The 25,206-nt window shown below is 61.1% G+C and carries 22 protein-coding genes and 1 pseudogene; 16 read left to right on the top strand and 7 right to left on the bottom strand.

Annotation, left to right across the window (positions count from 1 at the left end; all coding sequences use genetic code 11):
• Positions 1–161 precede the first annotated feature (161 nt).
• The 4 genes from RI103_RS30355 (at position 162) to RI103_RS30340 (ending at position 8,969) form a co-directional block, all read left to right on the top strand.
• Positions 162–2,261, top strand: a complete 2,100-nt coding sequence (locus RI103_RS30355; protein ID WP_310816348.1) for an EAL domain-containing protein — start codon at positions 162–164, stop codon at positions 2,259–2,261.
• Positions 2,262–2,636: 375 nt separating this feature from the next.
• Positions 2,637–3,608 carry a 3-oxoacyl-[acyl-carrier-protein] synthase III C-terminal domain-containing protein gene (locus RI103_RS30350; RefSeq protein WP_310816347.1) on the top strand — a complete coding sequence of 324 codons (972 nt, stop codon included), beginning with the start codon at positions 2,637–2,639 and terminating at the stop codon, positions 3,606–3,608.
• 28 nt (positions 3,609–3,636) lie between these two features.
• A complete protein-coding gene (locus RI103_RS30345; RefSeq protein WP_310816346.1) occupies positions 3,637–6,210 on the top strand; it encodes a response regulator in 2,574 nt (857 codons plus the stop codon).
• A 386-nt stretch (positions 6,211–6,596) separates the two neighbouring features.
• Positions 6,597–8,969, top strand: a complete 2,373-nt coding sequence (locus tag RI103_RS30340; RefSeq protein ID WP_310818609.1) for an EAL domain-containing protein — start codon at positions 6,597–6,599, stop codon at positions 8,967–8,969.
• 14 nt (positions 8,970–8,983) lie between these two features.
• Here RI103_RS30340 and RI103_RS30335 read toward each other — a convergent pair whose 3' ends face one another.
• Entirely contained in the window at positions 8,984–9,727 is a 744-nt protein-coding gene (locus RI103_RS30335) for a hypothetical protein (RefSeq protein ID WP_310816345.1), read from the bottom strand.
• Between the two features lie 388 nt (positions 9,728–10,115).
• Between RI103_RS30335 and RI103_RS30330 the strand changes: the two genes are divergently transcribed.
• The 5 genes from RI103_RS30330 (at position 10,116) to RI103_RS30310 (ending at position 14,440) form a co-directional block, all read left to right on the top strand.
• Positions 10,116–10,919 (top strand): anti-sigma factor, encoded by an 804-nt coding sequence (locus RI103_RS30330; RefSeq protein ID WP_310816344.1) that lies wholly within the window; start codon positions 10,116–10,118, stop codon positions 10,917–10,919.
• A 212-nt stretch (positions 10,920–11,131) separates the two neighbouring features.
• On the top strand, positions 11,132–11,923 hold the full coding sequence (locus RI103_RS30325; RefSeq protein ID WP_310816343.1) for a DUF1571 domain-containing protein: 792 nt from the start codon (positions 11,132–11,134) through the stop codon (positions 11,921–11,923).
• Between the two features lie 371 nt (positions 11,924–12,294).
• Positions 12,295–12,879, top strand: a complete 585-nt coding sequence (locus RI103_RS30320) for a chromate transporter (protein WP_310818608.1) — start codon at positions 12,295–12,297, stop codon at positions 12,877–12,879.
• A gap of 34 nt (positions 12,880–12,913) precedes the next feature.
• Complete coding sequence (locus RI103_RS30315; protein WP_310816342.1) at positions 12,914–13,450, top strand: chromate transporter; 537 nt, start codon at positions 12,914–12,916, stop codon at positions 13,448–13,450.
• A gap of 159 nt (positions 13,451–13,609) precedes the next feature.
• Positions 13,610–14,440: an amidohydrolase family protein gene (locus RI103_RS30310; RefSeq protein ID WP_310816341.1), complete on the top strand. Its 831-nt coding sequence runs from the start codon at positions 13,610–13,612 to the stop codon at positions 14,438–14,440.
• Positions 14,441–14,535: 95 nt separating this feature from the next.
• Here the strand turns inward: RI103_RS30310 and RI103_RS30305 are convergent, their stop codons facing one another.
• From RI103_RS30305 to RI103_RS30295, 3 genes are read right to left on the bottom strand one after another with little or no spacing between them, the layout of a single operon-like run.
• The gene (locus RI103_RS30305; protein ID WP_310816338.1) at positions 14,536–15,306 is read right to left on the bottom strand and encodes an ATP-binding cassette domain-containing protein; all 771 of its coding nucleotides are present in this window, start codon (positions 15,304–15,306) and stop codon (positions 14,536–14,538) included.
• The gene (locus RI103_RS30300) at positions 15,306–16,307 is read right to left on the bottom strand and encodes an ABC transporter permease (protein ID WP_409077004.1); all 1,002 of its coding nucleotides are present in this window, start codon (positions 16,305–16,307) and stop codon (positions 15,306–15,308) included. The genes RI103_RS30305 and RI103_RS30300 overlap by 1 nt, the downstream gene beginning before the upstream one ends.
• Complete coding sequence (locus tag RI103_RS30295; protein ID WP_310816335.1) at positions 16,304–17,383, bottom strand: sugar ABC transporter substrate-binding protein; 1,080 nt, start codon at positions 17,381–17,383, stop codon at positions 16,304–16,306. The genes RI103_RS30300 and RI103_RS30295 overlap by 4 nt, the downstream gene beginning before the upstream one ends.
• Before the next feature lie 708 nt (positions 17,384–18,091).
• Between RI103_RS30295 and RI103_RS30285 the strand changes: the two genes are divergently transcribed.
• Entirely contained in the window at positions 18,092–18,865 is a 774-nt protein-coding gene (locus RI103_RS30285) for an enoyl-CoA hydratase (RefSeq protein WP_310816333.1), read from the top strand.
• 64 nt (positions 18,866–18,929) lie between these two features.
• On the opposite strand, the gene RI103_RS30280 is transcribed toward RI103_RS30285, so the two are convergent.
• On the bottom strand, positions 18,930–19,364 hold the full coding sequence (locus tag RI103_RS30280; RefSeq protein ID WP_310816332.1) for a MarR family winged helix-turn-helix transcriptional regulator: 435 nt from the start codon (positions 19,362–19,364) through the stop codon (positions 18,930–18,932).
• Between the two features lie 108 nt (positions 19,365–19,472).
• On the opposite strand from RI103_RS30280, the pseudogene RI103_RS30275 reads away from it, so the two are divergent.
• The 5 genes and pseudogenes from RI103_RS30275 to RI103_RS30255 form a co-directional block, all read left to right on the top strand.
• Positions 19,473–19,634 (top strand): annotated as a pseudogene (locus RI103_RS30275) (VOC family protein); the annotation flags it as partial.
• Between the two features lie 225 nt (positions 19,635–19,859).
• Positions 19,860–20,348 (top strand): SRPBCC family protein, encoded by a 489-nt coding sequence (locus RI103_RS30270; RefSeq protein WP_310816330.1) that lies wholly within the window; start codon positions 19,860–19,862, stop codon positions 20,346–20,348.
• 71 nt (positions 20,349–20,419) lie between these two features.
• On the top strand, positions 20,420–21,487 hold the full coding sequence (locus RI103_RS30265) for a mechanosensitive ion channel domain-containing protein (protein ID WP_310816329.1): 1,068 nt from the start codon (positions 20,420–20,422) through the stop codon (positions 21,485–21,487).
• Positions 21,488–21,548: 61 nt separating this feature from the next.
• Entirely contained in the window at positions 21,549–21,743 is a 195-nt protein-coding gene (locus tag RI103_RS30260) for a hypothetical protein (RefSeq protein ID WP_310816327.1), read from the top strand.
• Positions 21,744–21,826: 83 nt separating this feature from the next.
• Positions 21,827–22,165, top strand: a complete 339-nt coding sequence (locus RI103_RS30255) for a DUF190 domain-containing protein (RefSeq protein WP_310816325.1) — start codon at positions 21,827–21,829, stop codon at positions 22,163–22,165.
• A gap of 81 nt (positions 22,166–22,246) precedes the next feature.
• On the opposite strand, the gene RI103_RS30250 is transcribed toward RI103_RS30255, so the two are convergent.
• Both RI103_RS30250 and RI103_RS30245 read right to left on the bottom strand, forming a co-directional pair.
• The gene (locus RI103_RS30250) at positions 22,247–23,560 is read right to left on the bottom strand and encodes an MFS transporter (protein WP_310816323.1); all 1,314 of its coding nucleotides are present in this window, start codon (positions 23,558–23,560) and stop codon (positions 22,247–22,249) included.
• A 131-nt stretch (positions 23,561–23,691) separates the two neighbouring features.
• Positions 23,692–24,123 carry a VOC family protein gene (locus RI103_RS30245; RefSeq protein WP_310816321.1) on the bottom strand — a complete coding sequence of 144 codons (432 nt, stop codon included), beginning with the start codon at positions 24,121–24,123 and terminating at the stop codon, positions 23,692–23,694.
• 334 nt (positions 24,124–24,457) lie between these two features.
• Here RI103_RS30245 and RI103_RS30240 point away from each other — a divergent pair, with 334 nt between their 5' ends.
• Positions 24,458–25,198, top strand: coding sequence for a GntR family transcriptional regulator (locus tag RI103_RS30240; protein WP_310816320.1), 741 nt, complete (start codon positions 24,458–24,460; stop codon positions 25,196–25,198).
• Positions 25,199–25,206 lie beyond the last annotated feature (8 nt).

Here is a 25,206-nt window from a genome sequence, read left to right as displayed (position 1 = left end):
CATTCTTGACCGAAAAGCATAAAGTTATCCGCCAGGATGCCGTTAAAGCAGCGGGGACTATCTGCCGCTGCACTGATGCGGCGCGGCTCGCGGAAGCCAGCTCCCGGACGCAAGAAGAAGAAACAGTCGCATAAGACTGATACAAACGAGAGAGAGGGCCGATGACTGGTGTCTACAACCCCTTACTGGTCTGCTTGTCGCTGGTGGTCGCATTCCTCGCGTCCTACACGGCGGTGGAACTGTCTGGCGGCCTGAACGCGCTCGCGAGTGCGAAGCGGCGGCCGTTGTGGCTTGTCGGCGGTGCGGTGTCGATGGGCGTCGGCATCTGGTCGATGCACTTCATCGGCATGCTCGCGTTCTCACTGCCGATTCCGATCGGCTACGATTTTTCCATTACCGCGGCGTCGCTGTTCCTCGCGATCAGCGTGTCGTTGATCGCGCTGGCCACGGCGAGCCGTGGCGCGCTGTCGCCCAGGCGCCTCTGCGTCGCCGGGACGATCATGGGCGTCGGCGTGGCCGGGATGCACTTCACCGGCATGCAGGCGATGCAGATGTCGCCGGGGATCGACTATACGATCTGGAAGGTCGCGCTTTCGGTGGGCGTGGCGATCGCCGCTTCCATGGCAGCGCTCTGGCTTGCCTTCACGCTGCGCACGTCGGACGCCGAGAACCTCGTCGTGAAGCGGCTCGGCGCGGCCTTCATCATGGCGATCGCGATCACCGGCATGCACTATTTCGGCATGAGCGCGGCCAATTTCGCCGCCGGCAGCCTGTGCCTCTCCGGCGAAAAGCTCGATGCGAACTGGCTGGCGCTCGTCGTCACTGCGACCTCGTTCACCGTGCTGGTCGGCACGCTCGCCTTGCTCGGCTACCATACGAGCAGCCTCTCCGTTTCGCTCAAGCGCGCGAACCGGCAACTGCATTATCTCGGCACGCACGATGCGCTGACGAAGCTGCCGAACCGCCAGCAACTCGCTTTGCGCATCGCGCAGGCGGTCGCCGAATGCGCGCGCAGAGAATCAATGTTCGCCGTGCTCTTCATCGACCTCGACGGCTTCAAGTCCATTAACGATTCGCTCGGCCACGGTGTCGGCGACGACTTGCTGCAAGTGTGCGCTGAACGTCTGCGCCAGGACTTGCGTCATACCGACATGGTCGCGCGCCTCGGCGGAGATGAATTCGTGATCGTGTTGGAAAACGTGGCCGATGTGTCGTTCGCGGCGGCGGTCGCCAATGGCGCGCTGCGGCGGCTGAGCCAGGAGATCGTCGTCAACGGACTGCCGCTGCGCGTGAGCGCGAGCATCGGCATTGCGTTCTATCCTTGCGACGGCGGCAATGCCGATGAACTGCTTCATAGCGCAGACGCCGCGATGTACGCTGCCAAACAAAGCGGACGCAACACGTTCCGCGTGTTCGAGCCGCAAATGAACCATACCGCGCTCAGGTCGCTGATCCTGCAACGCGATCTGAATCGCGCGTTGAGCGACGGCGAACTCAGCGTGTCGTTTCAGCCCAAATTCAGTGTTGCATCACAATCGGTGACGGGTGTCGAGGCGCTGATCCGCTGGCGTCATCCGGATCTCGGCGAAATTGCTCCGCTCGAATTCATCCCGATCGCGGAACGCTCGGGCCTCATCGTCGAGATCGGCGACTGGGTGCTGCGTGAGGTCTGCCGCAACATCACGCTATGGGACGCGCAAGGGCTGCCTGCGATTGCCGTGGCGGTGAATCTCTCGCCGATCCAGTTCAGTGTGCCGGACCTGGTGGCCCGCATCGATGCGCTGATCGATGCGGCTGGAGTCGATCCTTGTCGCCTGATGTTCGAGATCACCGAAACGACGGCGATGCAGAACATCGAAACGACGAGCCGCACGATCGAAGCGCTGCAGTCGCGCGGCTATACCGTCGCCATCGACGACTTCGGTACTGGATATTCGAGTCTCGGTTATCTGCAGCGTTTCAGGTTCGACCAGATCAAGATCGATGGCTCGTTCATGCGCGATCTCGACACCGCCGGCCAGCGCGGCAGCGCATTGCTGTCCGCCGTCGTGACGCTCGCGCGCGCGTTGCAGATCGAGGTCGTTGCGGAAGGCGTCGAGACGGAGTCGCAGTTCCGCACGCTCAGCGAACTTGCCTGCGATCAGATGCAGGGTTTCCTGATGAGCCGGCCCTTGCCTGCCGCCGAGTTCCTTGCGTTCCTGCGCGGCGCCGCGGACCGGATTGTCGTCACCGGGGGCGCCTGCGCTGCGTCGACGGGATGAAGGCGGACGCCGCTCCATTGTCGGGGCGTAGGACAGGTGAGTGACTCACGGAGGCGGCCAATCGAGGCGTTCCCCCGTATACCCGTACACCCTGATTTCCCGCCGAAACTACCCTGCAACACCACCACCGGCGCAGACTCCCGCTGCCTTTGGCAACACGCCAAAACGGGACTTTATTCATGAATCGCGGTGGACGCGTTAATGTACCAGCGCCGCGAGGCCGCGTATCTGATGTTCCAGATACTCGCGTGCCATAGGCGCAAAAACGTACTTTTACCCACCGCGTCAATTATTTTTCATGGATTCTTTATGCTTATTAAGAACGTAGCTGTCAGTTTGCCCTCCAGGATCGTTACGAACGAGGAAGTAATCGATATGATTCGATTTCATTCCAGGGAGTACGAGGGCGACATCGACAGGGGGATGCGCACCATCAAGACGTTGCTCGACAGAAGCGGGCTGGTCAACCGGCGCTGGTGTGAAAGCCACGAGTCGCCTATCGATCACGTTGCGATGGCGACGCGCAAGGCGCTATCGGAGACGTATCTGAAGCCGGAACATATCGAGCTGTTTATTTATGTCGGTATTGGAAGAGGATTCCTCGAGCCCGGCAACAGCCACATGATGGCCAGCACGCTCGGCTTCGTCAATGCGGAATGTTTCGATGTGGTCGACGCCTGCATGAGCTGGACCCGGGCCATGGCGATTATCGACAGCCTTTTCAAGTCCGGCCAGTACAGAAACGCTATGATTGTGAATGCCGAGTTCAATATGCTTGCAGGCGGCCCACTCTATCCGGGGAATTTTGCGTTGAAGAGCCAGGCTCAGATCGAATATACATTGCCGTCGTTCACGATAGGCGAGGCGGCCACCGCTACCTTGCTCGTCGCAAAAGAGCCAGATAATTTCACTTTCGCATTTCGCGCAAAGCCGGAAGTATCGGACCTGTGCACCATTCCCATTCCCGGCTACGAAGGGTATTGCCACCCAACCGAGCGGATCGGGAAGAACGGCGACATGCGCTTCACATCATTCGGCCATGAGCTTCACAAGAATTCGGACGAGCTGTCCGCCGTACTGACCAAACTGCCTGTTCCAAAGAAAGACATCGACATTGTCTTTACCCACGCTTCCTCCAAGGCAGCGTGGCAGGGCTATGGCGCAAAGGTAGGGATCGATGACAAGATGTATCACATCTATCCGGAGACCGGAAACCTCGTGTCTGCTTCGATCCCGGCCGCGATTTCACTGGCAAAGGACAGCGGGCGGCTGAAGCGGGGCGACAGAGTGCTGTGCTGGGTCGGCAGCGCCGGCATGTCATTCAACGTTAGCAGCTTCAAATTCTGAGGCTGGATAAATAAAGATAAAGCACGACATGAGAGCCATTTCCGGGAGCATCCGTTATCTCAACCGAGTGGTTTATGACTCGGCCAAGGTGTCGGACTATAGCGTGTTGGCTGTGGGCGTGATCGGTACGATCGGACATCCACTGTACTGGCTGTGGTGGACGTATATCGATCCTCAACCCAATGAAAGTCTGCTGATGCGCGCTTTGGGCACGGCTGCCTGCGCGTTGCTGCTCTTGCGCCGATTCTGGCCCGTTTCGGCCGTGCGCTTCCTGCCGTGGTATTACTTCGTAACGGTAGCCTATACGCTACCGTTTTTTTTCACTTATTACCTGATCGCCGGTCACTATTCGATGCTCTGGTCGATGGCCGAGCTGGGCATGGTATTTTTCCTGATCGCCATATTTCCGTTATTCGTTGCGTTGGCACTCAATCTGATTCTGGGAATCGGCCTCGCAGTCCTGTGCGCCAGTGTCGTTATTCCGCAGTCCCTCCACGTGGATGGGCAGCTATTTCTCTACACGTATCTGCCGGTTTTTACCTTCGGTATTTTCGCTGGCCTTACCTTCAGTTACAGCAACCTGAAGGGCATCGTCGCACAGGCAAAAAATGTGGCGTTTCGGGCGCTAGCCGGCTCGATCGCGCATGAAATGCGCAATCCTCTCAGCCAACTGAGGCACGTGCTGGATCGCATGGAAGAGGCGCTGCCCGCGGTGACGGACGCCAACCCGTCGCCGGCCTTGTCGCATGACAAGGCGGCGTTGCTCTATCGGCATCTCGCCCATGGCCAACTGTCGATCGACCGGGGCCTGCGCATCATCACCATGACGCTGGACGAAGTCAGTGCGAAACCCATCCGCCCGGATCACTTCATCTATCTGAGCGCGGCGGCCACCACGCGTAAAGCGCTGGACGAATACGGCTTCGGCGATCAGAAGGAGCGCGCCAAGGTCAGAATCGTGGTGCTGGAAGATTTCACCTTCAAGGTCGACGAAACCGTCTATCTGTTCACGCTGTTCAATCTGATCAAGAACGCGCTCCATCACATTGCCGCGCATCCTTTGGCGACGCTCACGCTCACGATCGACCGGCAAACGGTGCTGGTTCATGACACCGGGCCCGGCATTGCGCCTGACCTCCTGCCGCATCTGTTCGAGCCTTTCCGTACCGGGGGCAATTCTGCGGGCACGGGGCTCGGCCTTGCCTATTGCCAGCGCGCGATGCGCGCTTTCGGCGGCACGATCGCCTGCCGTTCGGAAGTCGGCAAATTCACCCAGTTCACGCTGCAATTCCCCGTTGTCTCCAGCAGCGAGGTGGCAGAGCATGAGCAGAAGATTTTCGAGCGCGCCACGCTATTTTTCACCGGCAAACGCATTCTCGTCGTGGACGACGATGCCGCTCAGCGGGCGCGAAGCCGTCGCGCGTTGTCCAGGGTGGGCGCGGACGTGAGCGAAGCGGAACACGGCGAGGCGGCATTGAGCATGCTGCAACAGTCAACGCCGTGCGATCTCGTGCTGACGGACATCAATATGCCGGTCATGGATGGCTATACCACCGCCGAGAAGATCCGCGCCGACCGTCAATCCCCACACTGGAACGTTCTGATCGCTGCCTATACGGCGGAGCCGGGCAATGTGACGCGCGTGCTCGCCCGGCGCGCCGGCATGGACGACATGATCAGCAAACCCGCCAGCGCGGTGGACCTGATCACGGCGCTCCAGACGCTCTTCGAAAGCGGCAATCGGCACCTTCACAGCCACCCGTTCGACGGGTTCGCCGGCAAAACGATTCTGGTGGCGGACGACGACACCTATAGCAGGCGGATTGCCAAAGGTTATCTGGAGCGTTGCGGCGCAAGTGTCGTCGAGGCCGAACATGGGCCGGCCGTGCTGGCCAGGCTGCAGGAGAATGGCGCCATCGACGCCATCGTCATGGATATGAACATGCCGGGAATGGGCGGCGTGGAAACGACTGCGTTGATTCGCGCCCGTGCCGATTCAAATGCTCACGTCCCCATCGTTGCATTGACCGGCCAATCCGACATGAAAGCCGTGCAGGCATGCCTCGCCGCGGGCATGAACGAGGTCATGATCAAGCCTGTTCAGATCGGCTCCCTGTTTGCTTCCCTTGCGAGACAGTTTGCCCAGCCACGCGCGTCGCACGCGCCAGCCAAAGAGGAGCCAGCGCAGCCGCCCGCCGTGCAAGCCGCGAGACCTGCGCCGATCAAGGAAGGGCCGCTGCTCGACGAGAAACACCTTGAAGAACTGGTGGCGCTCGATTTGCTGGACCAGACGTTCCTTAACGGCATCGAGCAAATCCGCTCGACTGTGGCGCAACTCGCCGCCAGCGTGGCGGCACGCGACCTCGAAGCGACACACGGAGCCTTGCACGTTCTGCTAGGCATCAGCGGCAATATCGGCGCAAAGGCTCTGCATCAGTTCGTGCGGCAGATCTATCCGCGCGTGGTGGAAGGTGAATGGCCCGCGGAGGCCGACTGGCTGGCGCGAATCTGCTCGTTGAGCGACCACTCGGCCCCCGCGTTGCAGACGTATTTCGCTTTGGCCAAGGCGCGAGGCGATCTTGGGGCCGTGCCGGGGGATTGATGGGCCTGCTCCGACGCATCCGGCGATCAGGACCGGCAGGCTGGCTGCTGAAGCGGCTTTTCTTTAGAAAAACCAGAGCGTGCCGTAAACAAGCGGTGGTCCGACAAAACACGGACCGGGATCGGACTGGTCCGTCAATCTGCGCGCTTCGGAGTCGACGAAGGAACTGAGTCATCCTTCGCGCCACGACTTTCGCGTTCGCGCGCCGGCTACCGGCGGACTGACGCTTCCAGTTTGCTTTCGCCCAACCTGCTCGAACAGATCACCCCGTCGGCGTGACGTTCCACATCGGAGCAATCGTGACCAGACAGAAAGATAGCCAGAGGCGTCGCTCCCTGTGGCGAAGCAACTCGGGGGCAGACCCACTGCGGCAGTCGTCATTGAATGTGCCGCCGGCGCGGCGCACAGCGCTATTTGGACTCATCCTCGTTCTGCTGAGTGTGCCGCTTCTGGCCTTCTGGGGCGCCTATGAAAGCCTGAGCGCCGGTTTCGCCGCGCAAGCCGCCAACGAGGCGGATAACGCTTTCGAGGAAGCCCGCTACAGCGTCGCATGGGAGGAATCGGCCGAACGCAAGTACTTCCTCGACCCGCGCCCGGAAGTGCTGCGGGAGCATAGCGAGGCCGGCGCGGCACTGGATGCTTCGCTAAAGAAGGCGATGGCGCTTGAACCCGGCAGCAGCACGATGCTGCTCGGCCTGCTGGAGAAGCATGCGAAGTATCGGGCGTTCGCCAGGCCCATGTTCAAGGCGGTCGACGATCACGACATCGCGAAAGCCAACGAGATCGACGAGGATTCGGCCGATCCGCTCTTCGACGATATCGAGCACCAGGTCCTCGCGGCAGCGGCACAGCATCGCGACGATGCGACGATGCAACTCAACCGGCTCGTTGCCGTGCAACGGATCGTCCTGATATCGACCCCAGTGGTTCTGGCGATCGGGGTGGGGCTGACGCTGCTGTTTCTGCGGATGCTGCGGCGGATTCGCAAAAACGCGGACGCGGCGGCCCAGGACGCGCTGCGCACGAGCGAACAGCGGCTGCAGGCGCTGGTCGCGAACACGTCGGACGCGATACTCGTTTCCGACATCGACGGGACGGTGACTTACGAGGCGCCGACGCGAAGACCGGATCCGTTGCGGAACATGGGCCAGCTCGTCGGCACCAGTCTGCTCGATCCGATCCATCCCACTGACCGTCCCGCGCTGGCGGGTCTGCTGCAGACCGTATCGTCGACGGCCCGATCCACGAAATCCATCGAGATCCGCACTCGAGGCGAGGGGGATGCGTGGCGCCATATTCAGCTTACTTTGACGAATCTGCTCGACGAACCGGCGGTTGGCGCGATCGTCGCGACCGCGAGCGACATCACCGAACGAAAGAACTTCGAGGAGCAACTCGCGCGAAGGGCGTTCTACGATACGCTCACCGCGTTACCGAACCGCGCGCTGCTGCTTGATCGTATTGGTCAGGCCGAAGCTCGCGCGCGGCGACGCAATGCGATGATCGGAGTCGTTTTCATCGACCTGGACAACTTCAAGCGCGTCAACGACAGTCTTGGACATCATGTGGGAGACCGGCTGCTGATCGCAGCGGCCAAGCGCCTCGAAGGCTGCGTCCGCCCCACCGACACCGTCGCGCGATTGGGCGGAGACGAGTTCGTCATTCTGCTGGAGCACTTGGGAAGTGAAGCGGCCAGCGAAGGAACCCTGGTCGCGGACAACATCCTTGCGCAGTTCAGCCAACCATTCGATCTCGACAACAAACAGTACATCGTCAGCGCGAGCGTCGGGCTTGCATTCGCGCGTGCCGGCGGCGGCCGCGGCGATGCCGACACGTTGTTGCGGGATGCCGACGTCGCGATGTACCGGGCCAAGAATGGCGGCAAGGGCCGCTACGTGGTGTTCGAAGAGAACATGCACACGGAAGCCGTCGAAAAGCTGGAGATTGAAACGGACCTGCGTTACGCGATCGACCATCGCGAGCTACGCGTGTATTTTCAGCCCATCATGCAGTTACAGGCGGCAGGGTTCAGTGAAATGGAAGCGCTCGTGAGGTGGCAGCACCCCACGCGAGGATTGTTGCCGCCGTCCGAGTTCATTGCGATTGCAGAGGAAAGCGGCCTGATCATTCCGCTCGGTCGATACGTCATGGCAGAGGCTTGCCAGCAGGTCGCCCGCTGGCAGCGCGAGTTCCCAACCGAGCCGCCACTGCAGATCAGCGTCAATCTCTCCCCTCGGCAGTTCGATGATCCCAACCTCGTTGCCGATGTTGCCGCAGCGCTCTCCAGTGCTCACATCGGCGCGGCCTCGCTAAAACTGGAGGTCACGGAGGGCCTGATCATGCGGGATACGGCAAAGAGTATCGAGACGCTTCGAAAGCTGAAAGATTTTGGCGTAACGATCGCAATCGACGACTTCGGCACGGGCTATTCGTCGCTAAGTTATCTGCGCAAGCTGCCGCTCGATGTGCTGAAGATCGATCGATCCTTCGTTCAGGGCATTGGCACGAGTGCCGAGGACGATGCAATCGTTCGAGCCGTCATCTCCATGGCGCAGTCGCTTGGATTGTCCGTCACGGCCGAGGGGATTGAAACGAGCGAGCAGGCAAGGCTCCTTCGTGAATGGTCCTGCCAGGCGGGACAGGGCTATCTTTTTTCACGGCCTCTGCCTGCGGAAGAGTTCACCACGCTGTTTCGTGCGCGTTTTCCCGGTTCCAGCCGCAGCCATTCGGCGGGCGACTTCACCGTGGAACTGCTCTGACCCGCAGGGGCGTCTCACATCATGCCGCCCGAGCTTCCAATGCCGCCGATCCCGGTCCCGCCCGTGCTGTTATTCGGTGACGTCGCAATCGGATGGGCCGCCCCCGCCGTGGCCATCAGTGCGACTGCGGCGGCGTCCGGTTCGCCATTGGGGTCGATGGCGCCGCGGGCGAGGAGCGCTTCGAGATCGCTGTCCTCGCCTGGTTGACCGACCGCGAATGCGGTGTTCAGGAAACTGGGCGTCGACAGCGCAACACCGTACGTCTGCTGCAGACTCTGGACGACCGCGGCCTGCGCAGTCAGAACATTGGTCTGATTCGCCAGCGCCTGCTGAAACTGTGTGTTGACCGCGAAGCCGGCGACGAGCCCGCTTTCATTCGTGCCGAGTTGCGCCGCCAGATATGACACCAGCAGATCCGTCTCCGGCGTGACGTTGTACGTGCCGCCGGCGAACGCAACGGAATGCAGCGTCGTCACGCCCGAGGTCGCAGCGATCATGCACGGCGTTACTGCGCCGAGTGTCGCGTGGTAGGTTCCGTTCGCATCTGCTGCAACCGACATCGAGCCCCGCACGCAGCCGATGCTAATCGTCGCGTTCGCCAGTGCCTTGCCGGTTGCCGCCGTGCCGGCGATCGAAATCATCGACGTGCTGCTGCTGCCGCCACCACCACCGCCTCCGCAGCCGGCGGCCAGCGCGACGGATGCCATCAGCAGTGCTACGCCGACAGGTCGAATGAAGTGCTGCTGTGGAATGTTCATCGAAGTCTGCCGTTGGTTTGCACATGTTGTCTAAACGATTCGGCGCGGCCGTCTATTCCGTCTCCCGCGCAAACTCCAATGCTGCGAAGGCAATGGCGAATGGGGGCTTGCCTGAGTGGGGCGCAGGCGTTGCGCGGTAGCTGTTCGCGGCTTCGCAACGGCAAGCCTTCACTTCACACGATTGGAATATAGCAACCCCTCCGCACGTTTATTCACGGTGTGGAGGCTGTTTTGGAGCCCATCGGTGCGGGAATGCCATCTCCGGTCAGGAACAAGACTTCATGCCGGGAGCACCGATCCGGTGCGCGTACGCCTTGGGTCTGCAACGGACAGCGTGATGTGATTGGGAGGCATCAGGGCAGGGTAGTTGCAAACTGCGAACCAAGCCATGAACGACGACAGTGACCGAACGAGGCAAGGCTTGGGCGGGATAGATTTGCGGCTGCTATCCGCGTTTGCCGACAATGAGCTAGCGGCCTCGGAGCGCGCGGCCACGGCCGTTTGGCTGACGATCCATCTTAGGGCGGCCGAGCGCGTGAGTGATTACCGCGCGCAAAAAGCCGCGCTGGCGGCATTATTCAGGGACTCGCGAGACGATTTGACTTGTATCGTCGTGCGGCGCCTCACGCCGTGGTGGCGGCAGGCTGGCGTCGCGGCCTCCTTCATGGCGATGGGCGTGGCGCTCGGCTCATCGTCCGGTTGGGTGCCGGCGAATTTCGCGGCCGATCCATCCGTGTTCGCGGAACGCGCCGACATCGCTTTCGCGGTGTACGCGCCTGAGCAACGCCACCCCGTGGAGGTCGCGGCACTTCAACGCGATCAGCTTGTCAACTGGCTGTCACGCCGGCTCGGTCGGCGCTTGGCGGTGCCTTCGCTGCGGCAATATGGGTATTCGCTGATCGGCGGACGTCTGCTGCCCGGCGAGACGGGGCCCGCCGCGCAGTTCATGTATCAGAACCCGGCCGGCGCCCGGCTCACGATGTACGTTGCGGCGGTTCCAAAGAATGCGACAGCATTCCGCCTGTTTCGCGACGATAATCGCAACACGTTCTACTGGTGGAGTCAGGGAATGGGATGCGCGCTGACCGGCCAGCTCGCCGAGGCGCAATTGCGACCCATGGCGATCGACGCTTGCAGCATGCTCGGGCTGGCATTCAGAAGCCCGGAAACCAGCAACGGATTTAACCCATGACGCTTTGCGGATTTCGCCTTTCCGATCATCCACCATGCGCACGCGTGCTGCCTGCTGCGGGATGGCGGCAAGTCGTGCGAGCGCTGCTGTGCGTGCTCGCGTTGACGTGCCTGATTGTCTCAAGAGACGCGCTCGCCCAATCGAACAGCCCGGCTACGCCGGCCTCATCCAGTACTTCGGAGGGATGCGCCGATGCCGCCACGTCGGACACCGTGAACGCGGACATCGACCAGTTCCGGTGTCTCACGGCCGAGGAACAGGCGGCGTCATGGCGAACGCGGATCGAAAACCACTCGCTTCTGTCCCTGACCGACGATCAGATTCTCGCACTGATGAATGCAATGAAGCCCGAAGCCTTCGTCGAGTACGCGAGGTCCGGCATGGTTGCCGACGACGCCTACGAATACAGCATGTTCCGCCAGGAGCGTATATCCGGCAGATGGCCGGACCGGCCCGATCACATGCTTATCCGATATCAGGACACCCCACGAAAAGTGTACGCAAAATGGCTGCCTGATGGCGCCCATGCGGGACAGGAAATCGTTTACGACGAAACTGCGGACCCGAACAGCATCTTCGGGCATTTGGGCGGCCGGTTGCATATCATGTCAGGCAAGGTCGCCGTTGACGGACCGTTCGCGCACGCGCAGTCCCACCATAGTGTCCGGGATCTGGGCCTGCAGTTCATCGCGCGCACCGTCGAGCACGATGCGCGGAGCTTTCGCGAAGAGGGCCTGACTGAAAAGCCGAGCCGCATTGAACTCATGAACATGCACGGCATGCGGGTGCTTGCGTGGACATGGACGGCTCCGTCAGGGCCGCCAGCGCACTACGCGCAGCGCGTGAGACTGTTATTCGATCTTCAGCATACGTGGCCCTGTGGCGAGGCCGCATGGGACGACCACGGCGGCCTGCTGGAGCTGATCCGTTTCGAAGACGTCGTGCCTCACCATTGGAGCGAATCCGTCTTCGATCGACATAACCCTGAATACAATTTCCACTGAGCGTCCTGCTCATCCGCATGGCGTGCTTCCCGGCTTCTTGCGCACGGCCGTCTTTGCCGCAGCTCGACACCTCGAGATGAGACAGGCGATGGATTCGCCCAATTCGCAACGTCGCTAGTAACTGGCTCGCACCATGGAGACTGCTCGCACCCGCGTGCATGCGGCAAAACGTTGGCGTCGTTTTATGATTGGCGAAATGGTCCGGCTTATTGAAGCTATCATTCGACACGCGGGTTGAACCGCCGGTGGCGGCGTCGTTGTGGCTGCAACGACAGCGACGGGACGCCAGGATTTACCGGCTTTGCCGCACAGTTCGCAAGGAGGGAGCATTGGTTAGAGGCATCAACGGGCAAGAGGTCCTCGCCCCGGCATTGACGCGCGAAGATAGCGGGCAGGGCGGCAGACCAGCGCCCGGCGAAGTGACGGCGCTAGGGCTGTTTCTTATCTTTTCGCGAATCGGCCTCACGAGTTTTGGCGGCGGATTGAGCGGGTGGTTCCTGCGCGAATTCGTGCACGACCGGCACTGGCTGACCGAGAGTGAGTTCCTCGACGGACTGGCGTTGTCGCAGGCGCTGCCAGGCGTCAACGTCAAGAATCTGGCCATCTGGATCGGTTATCGTCTGCTTGGCTGGCGCGGCGCGCTTGCCGGATTTTGCGGAATCATCTTCCCACCGGCAATCCTGATCGTCCTGCTCGGCGCATTCTTCTCGGCCATCGCCTATCTTCCGCTGACGCATACTGCGCTGGCCGGCGCGGCGGCAGGTGCAATCGGGCTGTCCGCGGCGATGGCGATCACCGCCGCGCGCAGACTGCCGCGGCGCGCTTTTTCGTATCTCATTCTGATCGCGACCTTCGTCGCTGTGGCGTTATTCAGGGCGTCCCTTGTGTGGACCGTGTTGATCGCCGGCGTCCTGAGCGTCGGATACGAATACGTCCGTTCGCCGCGGCAGCAATAACGACAATCGCGCAACTTTCAGAAAGCGACATCACGTGTCCAGAAATCTCATCGCACTGTTTTCAGTTTTTGCGCCGCTTTCGATCGTAACGGTCGGCGGCGGCCAGGGAATCATTGCCGAGGTCCAACGGCAAGTCGTCGACGTGCATCACTGGATGACCCACGCCCAATTCCTGAGCGACTTCGCGATTGCGCGGCTCGCGCCGGGTCCGGGGTCGCTGCTGGCGACGTTGATCGGCTGGCAGGTCGGCGGGTTTGGCGGAGCCCTCGTCGCGACGCTGGCTCTATTCGGGCCAACGGCGTTCCTGATGTGCGCCGTCGTGCACGTGTGGAACAGACACGAAGGCGCTCGCTGGCTGAATGCATTGCAGGCGGGTCTTCGGCCCGTCGCCGCCGGTCTCATTCTGGCTGCCGTCTACGTGTTGATGAAACAACTCGACGGCGGTTGGATAGCGCGGCTCACAGCAACCATCGCGACAGTGCTCGTGATGACGACCCGAATCAATGCTTTGCTGCTGATCGCGGGCGGCGCCGTATCGTTTGTCGTGCTGCACTACGCCGGTTGGCTCTAGTCCCGCAGCGCCGCATCCGCGGTATGGTACGGCTATGGGCGTGGAGATGCCGTTGCCGTCGTTGCCTGCGAAGGACCGGCTTGAACTTGCGTACCGAAGCACGCGCGCTATGCTTGAAGTTGCACGCCGCCGCCACGAATCTCGGGGAGAGTCGCCTCAATGAATATCTTCGATGAAGAGAAGATCGACTGTCACAATCATATTTTCGATCCCGCACGCTTTCCCTATCGCGCGGACAGTGCGTACCGGCCATCAATGCAGGAGATCGGCACCGCTGCGCAGTTTGCCCACGTGATGGACGCATGCGGCGTGCGACATGCGCTGCTTGTGGGGCCGACGAGCGGGTACCGTACCGACAATCGCTGCATGCTCGATGCCATTGCGTGTCACGGCGATCGTTTCAAAGGCATTGCCGTGGTGGACAACGATGTGAGCCGCAAAGCGCTGCTGGAGATGAAGAGCGCGGGCGTCGTCGGCGTTGCCTTCAATCCGGCGATGGAGGGCGTCGAAGGGATGAGTGATGCCGACGCGCTCTTCAACACGCTGGCCGACCTCGATATGTTCGCGCAGATCCAGGTCACGGGCGATCAGTTGATCGCGCTCGAACCGCTGATCGGGCGGACCGCGACGCGGGTGTTGATCGACCACTGCGCTCGACCCGAGGCCGCGGCCGGTTTGAACCAACCCGGTTTCCAGGCGCTCCTGCGTCTTGCCGACACCGCGCGCACCGTCGTCAAGCTTTCCGGGCTGCAAAAATTCTCGCAGCTTGATTATCCGTACGAAGACGCGCAGATCTTCGCGCAACAGATTCTTCGCACGTTCGGCGCGGACCGGTGTGTGTGGGGTTCGGATTGGCCGTTTCTGCGCTCGCCGGTGCGAATGGATTATGCTCCGCTGCTGACGTTGGTTCAGCGCCTGATTCCCGATCCGGACGCACGCCGGCGCGTCTTGTGGACTACGCCTCGCAGCCTGTTTGGTTTTGGCGCTTGAGGCACGCACGGCTCACTGCGCTCAGATGAACCTTGCGAAACCGCACGCAAGAGAACACGCGCAACTCGAAGGCTTAATCACGTACCGGTGTGGCATCAGCGCGCCGTTGTCCGCATGGCCCGATATTCACGTCGCACGATATCCATCAGCTCCTCGACTGACGTGCTGGCAGCTTCCCGCTGATAGGTCACACGTCCGCGCTGCATGAGCATTACGCGGTCGGCGATGTCGAGCGTCTGCGCGTAGTTGTGCATGATCATGACGATAGACAGGCCGCCTTTCTCCTTGAGGCGAAGGATCAGGTCGATGATCAGTCCAGCCTCGCGGGCGCCCATCGCGGCCAGCGGTTCGTCGAGCAGCAGTATCCTTGCATTCGAATTGACCGCGCGAGCGACCGCGATAGCCTGTCGCTGGCCGCCGGAAAGTTGCTCGACCGGCAGGTCGACCGAGGGCACGTGCACGCCGATCTCTTCAAGACACTCCGCGGCGCGCTCACGCATCGCGCGATTGTTCAACAGACGAAATGGCCCTCGACCTATGATTTCCCGATTCAGAAACATGTTGTGATAGATGCTCAGCGAATTGGCGAGCGCCAGATCTTGATAGACGCATTCAATGCCGAGTGAACGGGCGTGATCGACCGACCGAAGCATGGTTTCTTCGCCGCCGACAAAAAGCTTGCCGCTTGTCTGTTGATGAAAGCCGGTCAGAATCTTGATCAGTGTCGACTTGCCTGCGCCATTGTCGCCGAGTACGCCAAGAATTTCGCCCTGTCTTAGCGTCAGCGTGACGCCATCGAGCGCGGTGACCGCGCCGAAGCGCTTGACAATGTCTTCACCGCGCAGCGCCTCCAGCACTTCGGACATTACAACTCCCCCTTGCGTGCCAGACGAACCACGTGGATGTTGAAGATCATGGCGCCGAGGATCGCCGCGCCGAGAATCATGTTGAAGGTGAAGGCGTTGATGCCGATCAGCGTGAAGCCGTCGTTGAGAATGCCAAGCACCGCCGCCCCGATCAGTCCGCCTATGATCGTGCCGGACCCACCGGCGAGGGGCGTGCCGCCAATCACGGCTGCGGCAACTGCAAGAAACATGATCTGATTGCCGCCTGCTTGCGGATCGATCGACGTGATGCGGAAACCCTCCAGGATCCCGGTCAAGCCGGCGAGCAGCGCGGCGAGAATGAAGTTGCCGAGCTTCAGGCGTCTGACCTGTATCCCCGCCTCGCTCGCGCCCAGCGGATTCGCTCCTGACGCGATCGTATGCAAGCCCCAGCGCGTGTGGCGTAGCAGCACGTGCATGAATGCCGCAATGGCAAGCGTCCAGATGATTTCGCTGTAACCCCATTCCCCCATGAATGCCGCAAACGCTGAATTTTCCGGTGGTGAAACCGGCGTACCTCGTGAGATCGTCAGCGTGAGCCCGTTTACGAAGAACAACGTGCCGAGCGTCGTCACGAACGATGGAATGCGAAGGTACACCGTCACCGCGCCGTTGATCAGCCCGACGAGGCTCGCGGCAAGGACGCCGGTGAGCATCCCAAGCCAGGGCGGCAAGCCCGCCTCGATGGCGAAATGCATGATGAAAGGCGCGAACGCAAAGACCATCCCGGCGGAAAGATCGATCTCCCCGCCGATCATCAGCATGATTTCGCCAAAGGCAATGATCGCCACCGGCGCGATGAACTGCGAGAGATTCTGGAGACTCGCGCTGGTCAGCAGGAAGTCATGGTTGACCGTCTCGAAGTAGATGCAGAGGATAAGCGCCACCGCAAAGATGCGGACCTCGCTGGAACGCCCGAGCGCGCCTGACCAGCGCCTCGGACGTTGGGCGGGTTTCCGGGCGTCCGTCACGGAAGACGTCACCCTTTGATCGCACCGGTGCGTGGCACGATCTGGGCTTTCGTGCTCTTCCCTTCATAGCGCGTCGACGTGTTCAGGTACGGATCGACTGTACCCTTGGTGACGAACTTCAGACCCGTGTTGACATTGGCCGGCCCAACGAGCCCGCCGGAGGCGAGAAAGGTGAACGCCTCGACCACGGTATAAAAACCTTGCACGTACGGCTGCTGATCGATCGTAAAGTCGAGGAAGCCGTCGTGAATCAGATCGACCGTGCGCGGCAACAGGTCAAAACCGCCGCCGTGGACGCCTTTGGACGGCAGGTTGGATTCTTTCATTACCTCGGCGACGCCCTGGGTGCTCCCCGCGTCCACCGCGAACATGCCCTTGAGATCCTGGTGGCCGAGAAAGAAGGATTTGATCTTCGAGAGTTCTTCGTTGACGGTCGCACCGGTTGCAATGGTCTGCACGTCGATCTTCTTGCCCGATTTCTTGATGGCAGCCGCCGCGCCATCGAGCCGGGGCTGAATATTGAGCTGGCCCGGCGTGGCGATAAAGAGGGCGACGAGGCCGCTATCGACGAGACTCACGATCCGCTCGCCCATCTGATAGCCGGACAGATAAAGATCCTGGCCGATATAGGCAAGGCGCGGATTCGTCGAACCCGAAGGCGCGTCGGCGTTATAGGCGAATACCGGAATGCCGGCGTCGAGTGCGGCCTGGATAGGTTTGTCGAACGCTTTGGGATCGACGATCGGTACGGCGATCGCGTCGGCTTTCGCGGCAATTGCCGCGTTGACCGCGTTCACCATTTCGGCGATGTCGGCATTGGCTGAGCCGGTCCATTGGTAGTCCATGCCCAGCAAGGCGGTCGCATCCTGAATGCCATATTGGGTCGGAACGAAGAACGGATTCGTTGTGACATGGTTGACGAATACGATCTTCCATCGTTTGTGCGCCGGGAACGAACCGGCTTCAGCCGCCTGGGCCGGCGTCATCACTCCACCCATTAGCGCCAGTGCCGCGGACAGGCCCGCGCCCTGCAGCAATCCGCGACGCATGCCTTGCACTTCGTTCCGGTCTTCCTTCGCTTGCGCCATCTCGATCTCCCGTCTCTCAGTTGTTGGACACTTCACTGTTCATAACGGCGCAAGCAGGAAAAGCTCCGGCAAGAAAAGCACGGAACCGGGCGTCACTCCTTTCGTAAAGCCCACGTGCACGCGCGTACGCATGACTACCCCTCAGAAAATGCTATATCACGCACTTTTACCTACTAATCGATGTATACCCTTAACTAGTCTGACTGATTAATGACTCCCGCGCGGCGCGCGCCTTACTCATTCGCAGCTCGCGATGCGGCGCAACACGATGACAGGACAGGTCTGGCTCGCCGGCCGCGGGTCACGATTTAATAGTATTGCTATCGAGTTGGCACCCGGTAGAAGAGGGGCATGAAGAGCGGTAAGCACCCGCTACGCTCTGCTCGGTCCGGATCGAAAAATTCACGGCAAACCAATTATTGGGATCTGCAACACGTAGTCCGAGCTTGCCCCGTGCAATGCGCGTTTTCGAAAGCCTGCAGAGCGCGTGAAGCGCGGCCTGCTGGAGCGGGGCGCTTTCCCGCAGGAATTTGCGGCGTTTTCCGATCGCGTCGCCGCTGCTTCCAGTATGCCTGTCTTATCGTTGATGAAGATGTTTACTTCGCATGCGAATATTATATACTTCGCATGCGAAGGTTTAAGTCAGTTCCGACGCGCCCAGGCATGCATACCCGTAGATAGCCTGGGCAAATCTTAGGAGACGAGGCAATGAAACGAGAAGTGGAAGTGGAACTTGCAAATGGCGTGCTGGCCGTGACGATCTCACGCCCAGGAAAAATGAATGCCATTACAAACGAGATGTATGGTGCGCTGGCGGATGCCATCGAGCGGGCAAATGTCGATGATGATGTTCGCGCATTGTTGATTCAGGCAGATGGGGACACGTTCACGGCGGGCAACGATCTTTCGGAATTTGCCATGCAGGCTTCGGGCAGCAGTCCACAGGAACGTCACGTAGTCCGGTTTCTTCGAAGTCTGGCTAACGCGACAGTGCCTATCATCGCCGCTGTTCAGGGCAAGGCCGTCGGAATCGGTACGACGATGCTGCTCCATTGCGACTACGTGCTTTTGTCTGAGGAGGCGCAGTTGATGACCCCCTTCGTGAACCTGGCCTTGGTCCCCGAAGCCGCCTCGAGCTACCTTTTGCCGTTCCAGATTGGACACGTCAGGGCATTCGAAATGTTCGCGCTCGGCGACCCGGTTTCGGCTGCGGCTGCAGTTGCCTGGGGCATTGCAAACCGGTCAATCCCCGTTGCGGATCTGCATACAGAAGCACGCCGGGTTGCCGAGAAAATCGCCGCCAAACCCTACGGATCACTGACAGCAACAAAACGGCTCATGCGGGACGCAGAGCGGCTGACAGCGCAGATGGACCGGGAAAGCACCGTATTCATGGAGCGACTTGCAAGCGCGGAGGCGAAGGAAGCATTCCTGGCGTTTGCCCAAAAGCGCCGGCCGGACTTCAGGAAGATTCCGCGATGATGCGAGCGGCGCACGCTGCAGGAAAAATGGCGGCACGGCGGCGCCGCCGCATTCACGTTTGACCCTATGCCGCTTCCTCGTCGACGTCGGGGAACTTGTCCTGCAAACTCGTCAGCCAGCGCGCAACCACGTCGATCTCGGACGCCGTAAATCCCTCCGTCAGCCGGGCATTCAACTCAGCAAGACCCGACTTCGACCGCTTGAGTGCGGCGCGTCCTGCGGCCGTCAGCCAAAGTCGCGATGCGCGCCGATCGAGTTCGTCCGAATGGCGTTCCACAAGACCCGCGCGCTCGGCTCTATCGACCAGCCCGCTCATTCCCGGCGCCTTGAGATCGAGCGCCGCGGCCGCTTCGCTCGTGAGGGCTCCGTCGCTTTTCGCGAGAAAGAAAAGCAGCCCCGCCTGCGCTGCGGTGACTCCACCTGCGGTTGTGCGAGTTTGCGACCACCGATGCAGGCGCTTTTGGCCCACATTCAGCAGATATACAAGCCGATGATCCATGTTTCAACCTCACCTGTTGCGCTTTAAAGCACGGAGCGTCTTCGCTGGAAGTTAGTTCGTGTGCGAACTTTTATATTAGCATAGGTAATAAGGGACGCCAGGCGACGATTCGTGCACTCGACATCCCTTATGGTCAACTGTGGGGATCAGGCAGAACTCGCCCGCTATTGGAACGCCCTTATCGCGGGCTGCGGTTGGCTCGAGGAGTGCGGTTGGCTGAAAGAGCACTTCGGCGTCTCGTGGCAGATCGTTCCAGCCGATCTCATCTCACACGTTTCCGGAACACTAACGCCAGCGGGTCAACGTCCGCATCGCGGTTTCAGCTCGGGCGGCGGCTCTCGTATGCCCGCCGGCTGGCTCTAGCCGTCCTACGTTTTGTTGCAGATGGCCCGACGGGATACCGAGAAGTGGCAACGCCGCGCCGTTTCGCCGGTGATGGCAAGTGCAGCGAGCATCTGACAAAATCTCTGGAAGAATACTAACAATGGAGGCAGCGTGCGGACGATCGAATACCGCTTTTGCACCATTTGGCGCATCGATGCGCCAGTGCAGGAAGTTTGGGCGGCGATCCAGGATTCGCCGCGCTGGCCCGAGTGGTGGCATAACGTCGAGCGTGTGGACCAGCTGGAGGCGGGTTCCGATCAGGGCGTGGGCGTCGTGCAACGCTATACCTGGAAGGGCTGGTTACCGTATCGCCTCGTGTTCGATATGCGGGTGACGCGCGTCGACCCGTTGGTCGCGCTGGAGGGGGAGGCCAGTGGCGACGTCGAAGGCGCCGGCCGCTGGAGCTTTTCGACCGACGGACGCAGCCTTACCGTAGTCCGCTATGACTGGTGCGTGCACACGACCCGCGCATGGATGAATGCGTTGGCACCGGTGTTGCGACCGGTTTTCCAATGGAACCACGATGCAGTGATGCGCGAAGGCGGCGCGGCGCTAGCGCGGCGACTGGACGCGCGGCTCCTTGGCATCGAGCATGGATGAAGCCGGCGCGGCAATTGAAGGCTGTGCAATGTTTTCTCTTTAGTCTGCCCGGCGAAATGAGTTCGCCGGCAATGGGAGAGTCTATGTTCGACAAGGCGCTGCGTATCGAAGGCGGACCCGACTGGCATCACTTCCACGTTTATACCGATAGTGAATTCGTCGCCGTACTGCTGGTCGCGGCGCTGCTGCTCGCGATTCTGCTGGCGAGCGCGATCTGCTACTACGTGACGCGCTCAATCATGCTGCTGATCGTTGGCCGCCTCGCACGCCAGGAGCGGCACAAGTGGCTGCGCGCCGCCGAGCGCCACAAGGTCTTCCATCGGCTCGCGCCGCTCGTGCCCGCCGCGATCATCTACGCGGCCGGCCCCCTGCTTTCCGGCATCACGTTCCCGCTGATTGCGGCGCTCGGGCATCCGCTGTCGGTGCTGGCGGCCTGCTACATGGTGTACACGCTGCTGCGCGCCGCGCTCGCGTTCCTCGACAGCGTCAGCGAACGATACAGCCACTTCCCATCCGCGAGCGAGCGGCCGATCAAAAGCTTTTTGCAGATCGCCGCCTACGACATGCTGCGGGTGGGCGACTGGATCGAGGTGCCCGGCTTCGTCGCCGATGGCACGGTGATCGACATCGCGCTGAACACGATCAAGGTGCGGAACTTCGACAACTCGATCGTCATGCTGCCGAGCTATGTGCTGCTGACAAACGGCGTGAAGAACTGGCGTGGCATGACGGAGTCGGGCGGCAGACGCGTCAAGCATGCCATTCATTTCGACGCCGACACGGTCCGCTTTCCCGACGAGGCGCACCTCGCCCGGCTGCGCCGTGATATCGACCGCCCGCTTGCGGCGTTTGCGCCCGACGACGCACGGCCCCGCACGAACCTCGGCCTGTACCGTCTCTATCTGATCGCGCATTTCCGCGATCACCCGGCGATCCGCCACGACATGCCTCTCGTGATTCGCCAGGTGCAGTCCACCCAGCCGGTCGTCGCGCTGGAGATTTTTCTATACCTCGACGAGACCCGCTGGGAGCCGTACGAAAACCTGCAGTCGGACATGCTGGATCACGCGTATGGGCTCGTGCCGCTGTTCGGCTTGCGTTGCTGGCAGCAGCAATGCGCGGCATCCCGGCAGCCATAGCGACGGGCGCGATCGCGAGCATGGGGTGCTCGAATGACGGCCGGAGCGCCGGGACGTCAGCTTGACGAAAGCCACCTCGGGCTGGCGCCGGGCCAGCCTGACATCTACACTTATTCCATATCTGGCCGATGAAGCCAACGACTGCGCCGAACAGGCGACGCAGGTATTGCCGCGTCCCGCCACCGACAAAGAACAAGCAGAAGCGGATCCAGCGCGGACGGCAACCGTCTTTGCATGGGACCAGAGTAAGCGCTAAAGCGCTAACTCCGGTCGACCGCTGTGCATGGGACCAGAGTAAGCGCTAAAGCGCTAACTCTGGTCGACAGATGAGGCACCGACATGAACGGCTATCAGGTCACCTTCTTCACTCAACAGGATCGCCGCCATCACGGCAAGCCGCTGGCCGATTGGCTCGTCCATCTTGCGGGCGAACTCGGCCTGCGCGGTGCAACCGTGATACCCGCCTGCGAAGGAATCGGCCACCATCACCGCATTCATTCCGCACACTTTTTCGAATTGGCGGACCAGCCTTTGTCCGTCGTGATGGCGATGACGAGCGAGGAGGCCGACCGGTTATTCGACCGGCTGCGCGCGGATGGCGTACACCTTTTCTACGTCAAGATGGCTGTCGAGTTCGGGGTCATTGGGGATGACAACGGGAACACGGCGAAGTCCTAGCAGACGATTTCGTGCGCAAACTCCGCAAAGTTCCGTGCGCCCAACTTGTGGCCAATCGACACCCATCGCCATGCTGCGCGTTCAATACGCATCCATCGGCGCCGCAAAACCGCCGGCTTCTTTCGCCTTCGCTTCCGGCTCGCCGAGATACGGACGGTCGGGGCGAATCCAGTGCGCGGCAATCGGTCCGAGCACGAGAAAGAACATCGACAGCGCGAACACCGGTTGCCATGAATGCATCGTATCGACCAGCCAGCCGACGAGCGGCGGCGACACCGATGCCGCAATGCCGAGCCCTGTATTCATGATGCTGCTCGAGGTCGCCGCGTGATTGGGCGCGAGGTCCATCGCGACGGCCCACAGCGGCGCGGTCACCAGTTCGGAGAGAAACAGCGCGGCAGCGAGCGAGAGCGCGGCGAGCGTGGACGACGTGTGCAGGAACATCGGCACGAAGAATACGATCGGCGCGAGAAAACCGATTGTGATCAGCGTTTGACGCGAGCGGCGGATGTTGCCGGTTTTCTTCAGCATCAGATCGCTGAGCGAACCGCCAAGCGTGGTGCCGACCACGCCGCTCAAGAAAATTCCCGAACTGAAGACGGCCGAATGCCGGATATTCAGGTGATACGCCTGCGCGAAGAACGACGGCATCCAGTTCAGAAAGAACCACAAAATCCAGCCGTGGCAGAAGCTGACGACGGTCGCTGGCCAGAGCGCGCGCAGCAGCGGCGGCCAGCGCATCGGTACACGTGTCTTGCCGAGCTTCGCGGGCAGACGCGCAATGTCTTTGGGCGTGATACCCGGATGATCGGCGGGATTGTCGCGGTAATACCAGACCCACAATACGACCCACGCCAGACTCGCCGCACCGAGCACGATGAAGGCAATATGCCATGAAAACGCGGTAATCAGCCCGGCGACGAGAATCGGCGTCGACGCGTTGCCCAGCCGGGCACACGCATGCGTGATGCCTTGTGAAAAGCCGCGCCGCTCGGGTTCCATCCACGCGGTCAGCGCGCGGGCCGACGCCGGCACGATCGGGCTCTCACCCAGCCCGACGACGAAGCGCGCGAGCAGCAACGTTCCCAGACCGCTGGCGAAGCCGGTCAGAAGCGTGCCGAGACCCCACAGCACGCCGCACACCGCGAGCATCTTGCGGGCGCCGAGACGGTCGCCGATAAAGCCGCCTGGAATCATCGCGAGCGCATAGGTCAGCGCAAAGGCGGAAAACACGATGCCAAGCTGCGAGTTGCTCAGATGCAGATCGCGACGGATCGCGAGAGCCGCAGTGGAAATGTTGGTGCGGTCCACATACATCAGGAACGACATGATGCACAGGACAATCAGTACGCCTGTCGTCGCGGAAAAGCGGTTGCGGCGGCGGATCGATTCCATCGTGTCTCCTCCTTGCGACCACGCAACGGCACACGCCGTTGCGTTTGGTGTCGCGGCGCCGCGGGAATCGCCCCACGTCGCCGTACGTCGAACAGTTCGCTATGAATTGGTGTGATGCGAACTGAAACGTCTTACTCGAGTACTTCGCCGTGCACGCCGGCGGCGAGCGTCTTCTTTTCCCAGCGTTGCATCGGCACGACTTCGGCAACCGGGCCGTTCGGCGAACGGAACTTGACCGGCAGATGACCCGGCGCCGTCAGGATTTCGCCGCCGTTCTCCTTGATCTGCGCGACGAACGCGTCGAGGTCTTCCACTTCCATGCCGATGTGGTGAATGCATGGCGCCGGGCCGGCGAAATCGGCTTCATCGGAATCGGATTTCTCGTAGTGAATCAGCGTCAGGTCCATATAACCGTCGGTCAGGTGATGCGAAATGTGATCGCCGTTCTTGCCCTTGCGACGCACGGTATTCACGTGCTTGTAGCCGAACACGTTCTCATAAAACGCGCGTTCCTTCTCGACGTCTTCAACCTTGAATGCAATGTGCTTGATGAAATTCGGCATGGCTCATCTCCTCTGATGTAAGCGCGCGTGGTTGCGCGATGAAGATCAGTCTAAGACGACATGTGATCTCAGTCAATCGAATCATTCGAATGATTCGAATCAACAGATAGGTTCGGGTCGATGCCGATTGCCTCCGCCCATCGCGCCGGCTATCGGCATGTCGCCTGTCACAGTCACGCATGCCGGTGTCGATCCTGTATCCTTCCGGAATTCGCCGTGCGGGCTGCGAATCGGACCGGGCGCGGCGCATGAAATGCGTGCGTCTCGCGGCCACCTCATCGCGGATCGAACGGCTTTTTCCGATTCCTTTTTCTTCACTCTGACACTGACCTGAATGCCAGGACTTCGTACTCCGGGAGAGCAGCCGCTCTATGAAATCGTCCGCGCCCGTATTGTCGAGCGCCTTCAGACCGGCCAATGGACGGCCGGCGACAAGATCCCCACGGAGCCGCAACTGGCCGAGGAATTCGGCGTCGGCATCGGCACGATCCGGCGCGCCGTCGAAGAACTGGTGGCCGAGCGCCTGCTGATTCGCCGGGCAGGGCGCGGCACGATCGTCGCGAAGTTCGCCGACGAACATGCGTTCGACCACTACTTCAGCTTCGTCGATACAGACGGCGAGTTACTGAAGGTCACGGCACGCCTGCTGCGCTTCGGCAAGGAGCGCGCGAGCCCGGCGCTGGCCGCGACGCTCAAGCTCGCACGCGGCGCACGGCTTGCCACCGCCGTCAATCTTCGGCTGCATGACGATGTGCCTGTCATGCTGGATCGCTTGTGGTTTCCGCTCGATGTGTTCCCGAGTCTCGAAGCCGGCATGTTCGAAGCACGGCGCGGCTCCATCTATGGCTTTTACCAGGAGCACTTCGGGATTTCCGTGGTGCGCGTGGTGGAAGATCTGGGCGGCGCAAGCGCCGACGAAGAGGTGGCGCGCGCGCTGGATATCGAAGTTGGCGCGCCGGTGCTGCGTATCGAACGCACGGCTTATACGTTCAAGGATCAGCCAGTCGAATTTCGCGTGCGGTTCGTCGATTCGAGCCGCTGTTCTTATCGGAACGTGCGCGGCTTGCAGGATTGAGCGGTGTG

The organism is Paraburkholderia sp. FT54, assembly GCF_031585635.1.
In the GTDB taxonomy this organism is placed as follows: Bacteria; Pseudomonadota; Gammaproteobacteria; order Burkholderiales; family Burkholderiaceae; genus Paraburkholderia.
This window is presented reverse-complemented; position numbering and strand designations above follow the sequence as displayed.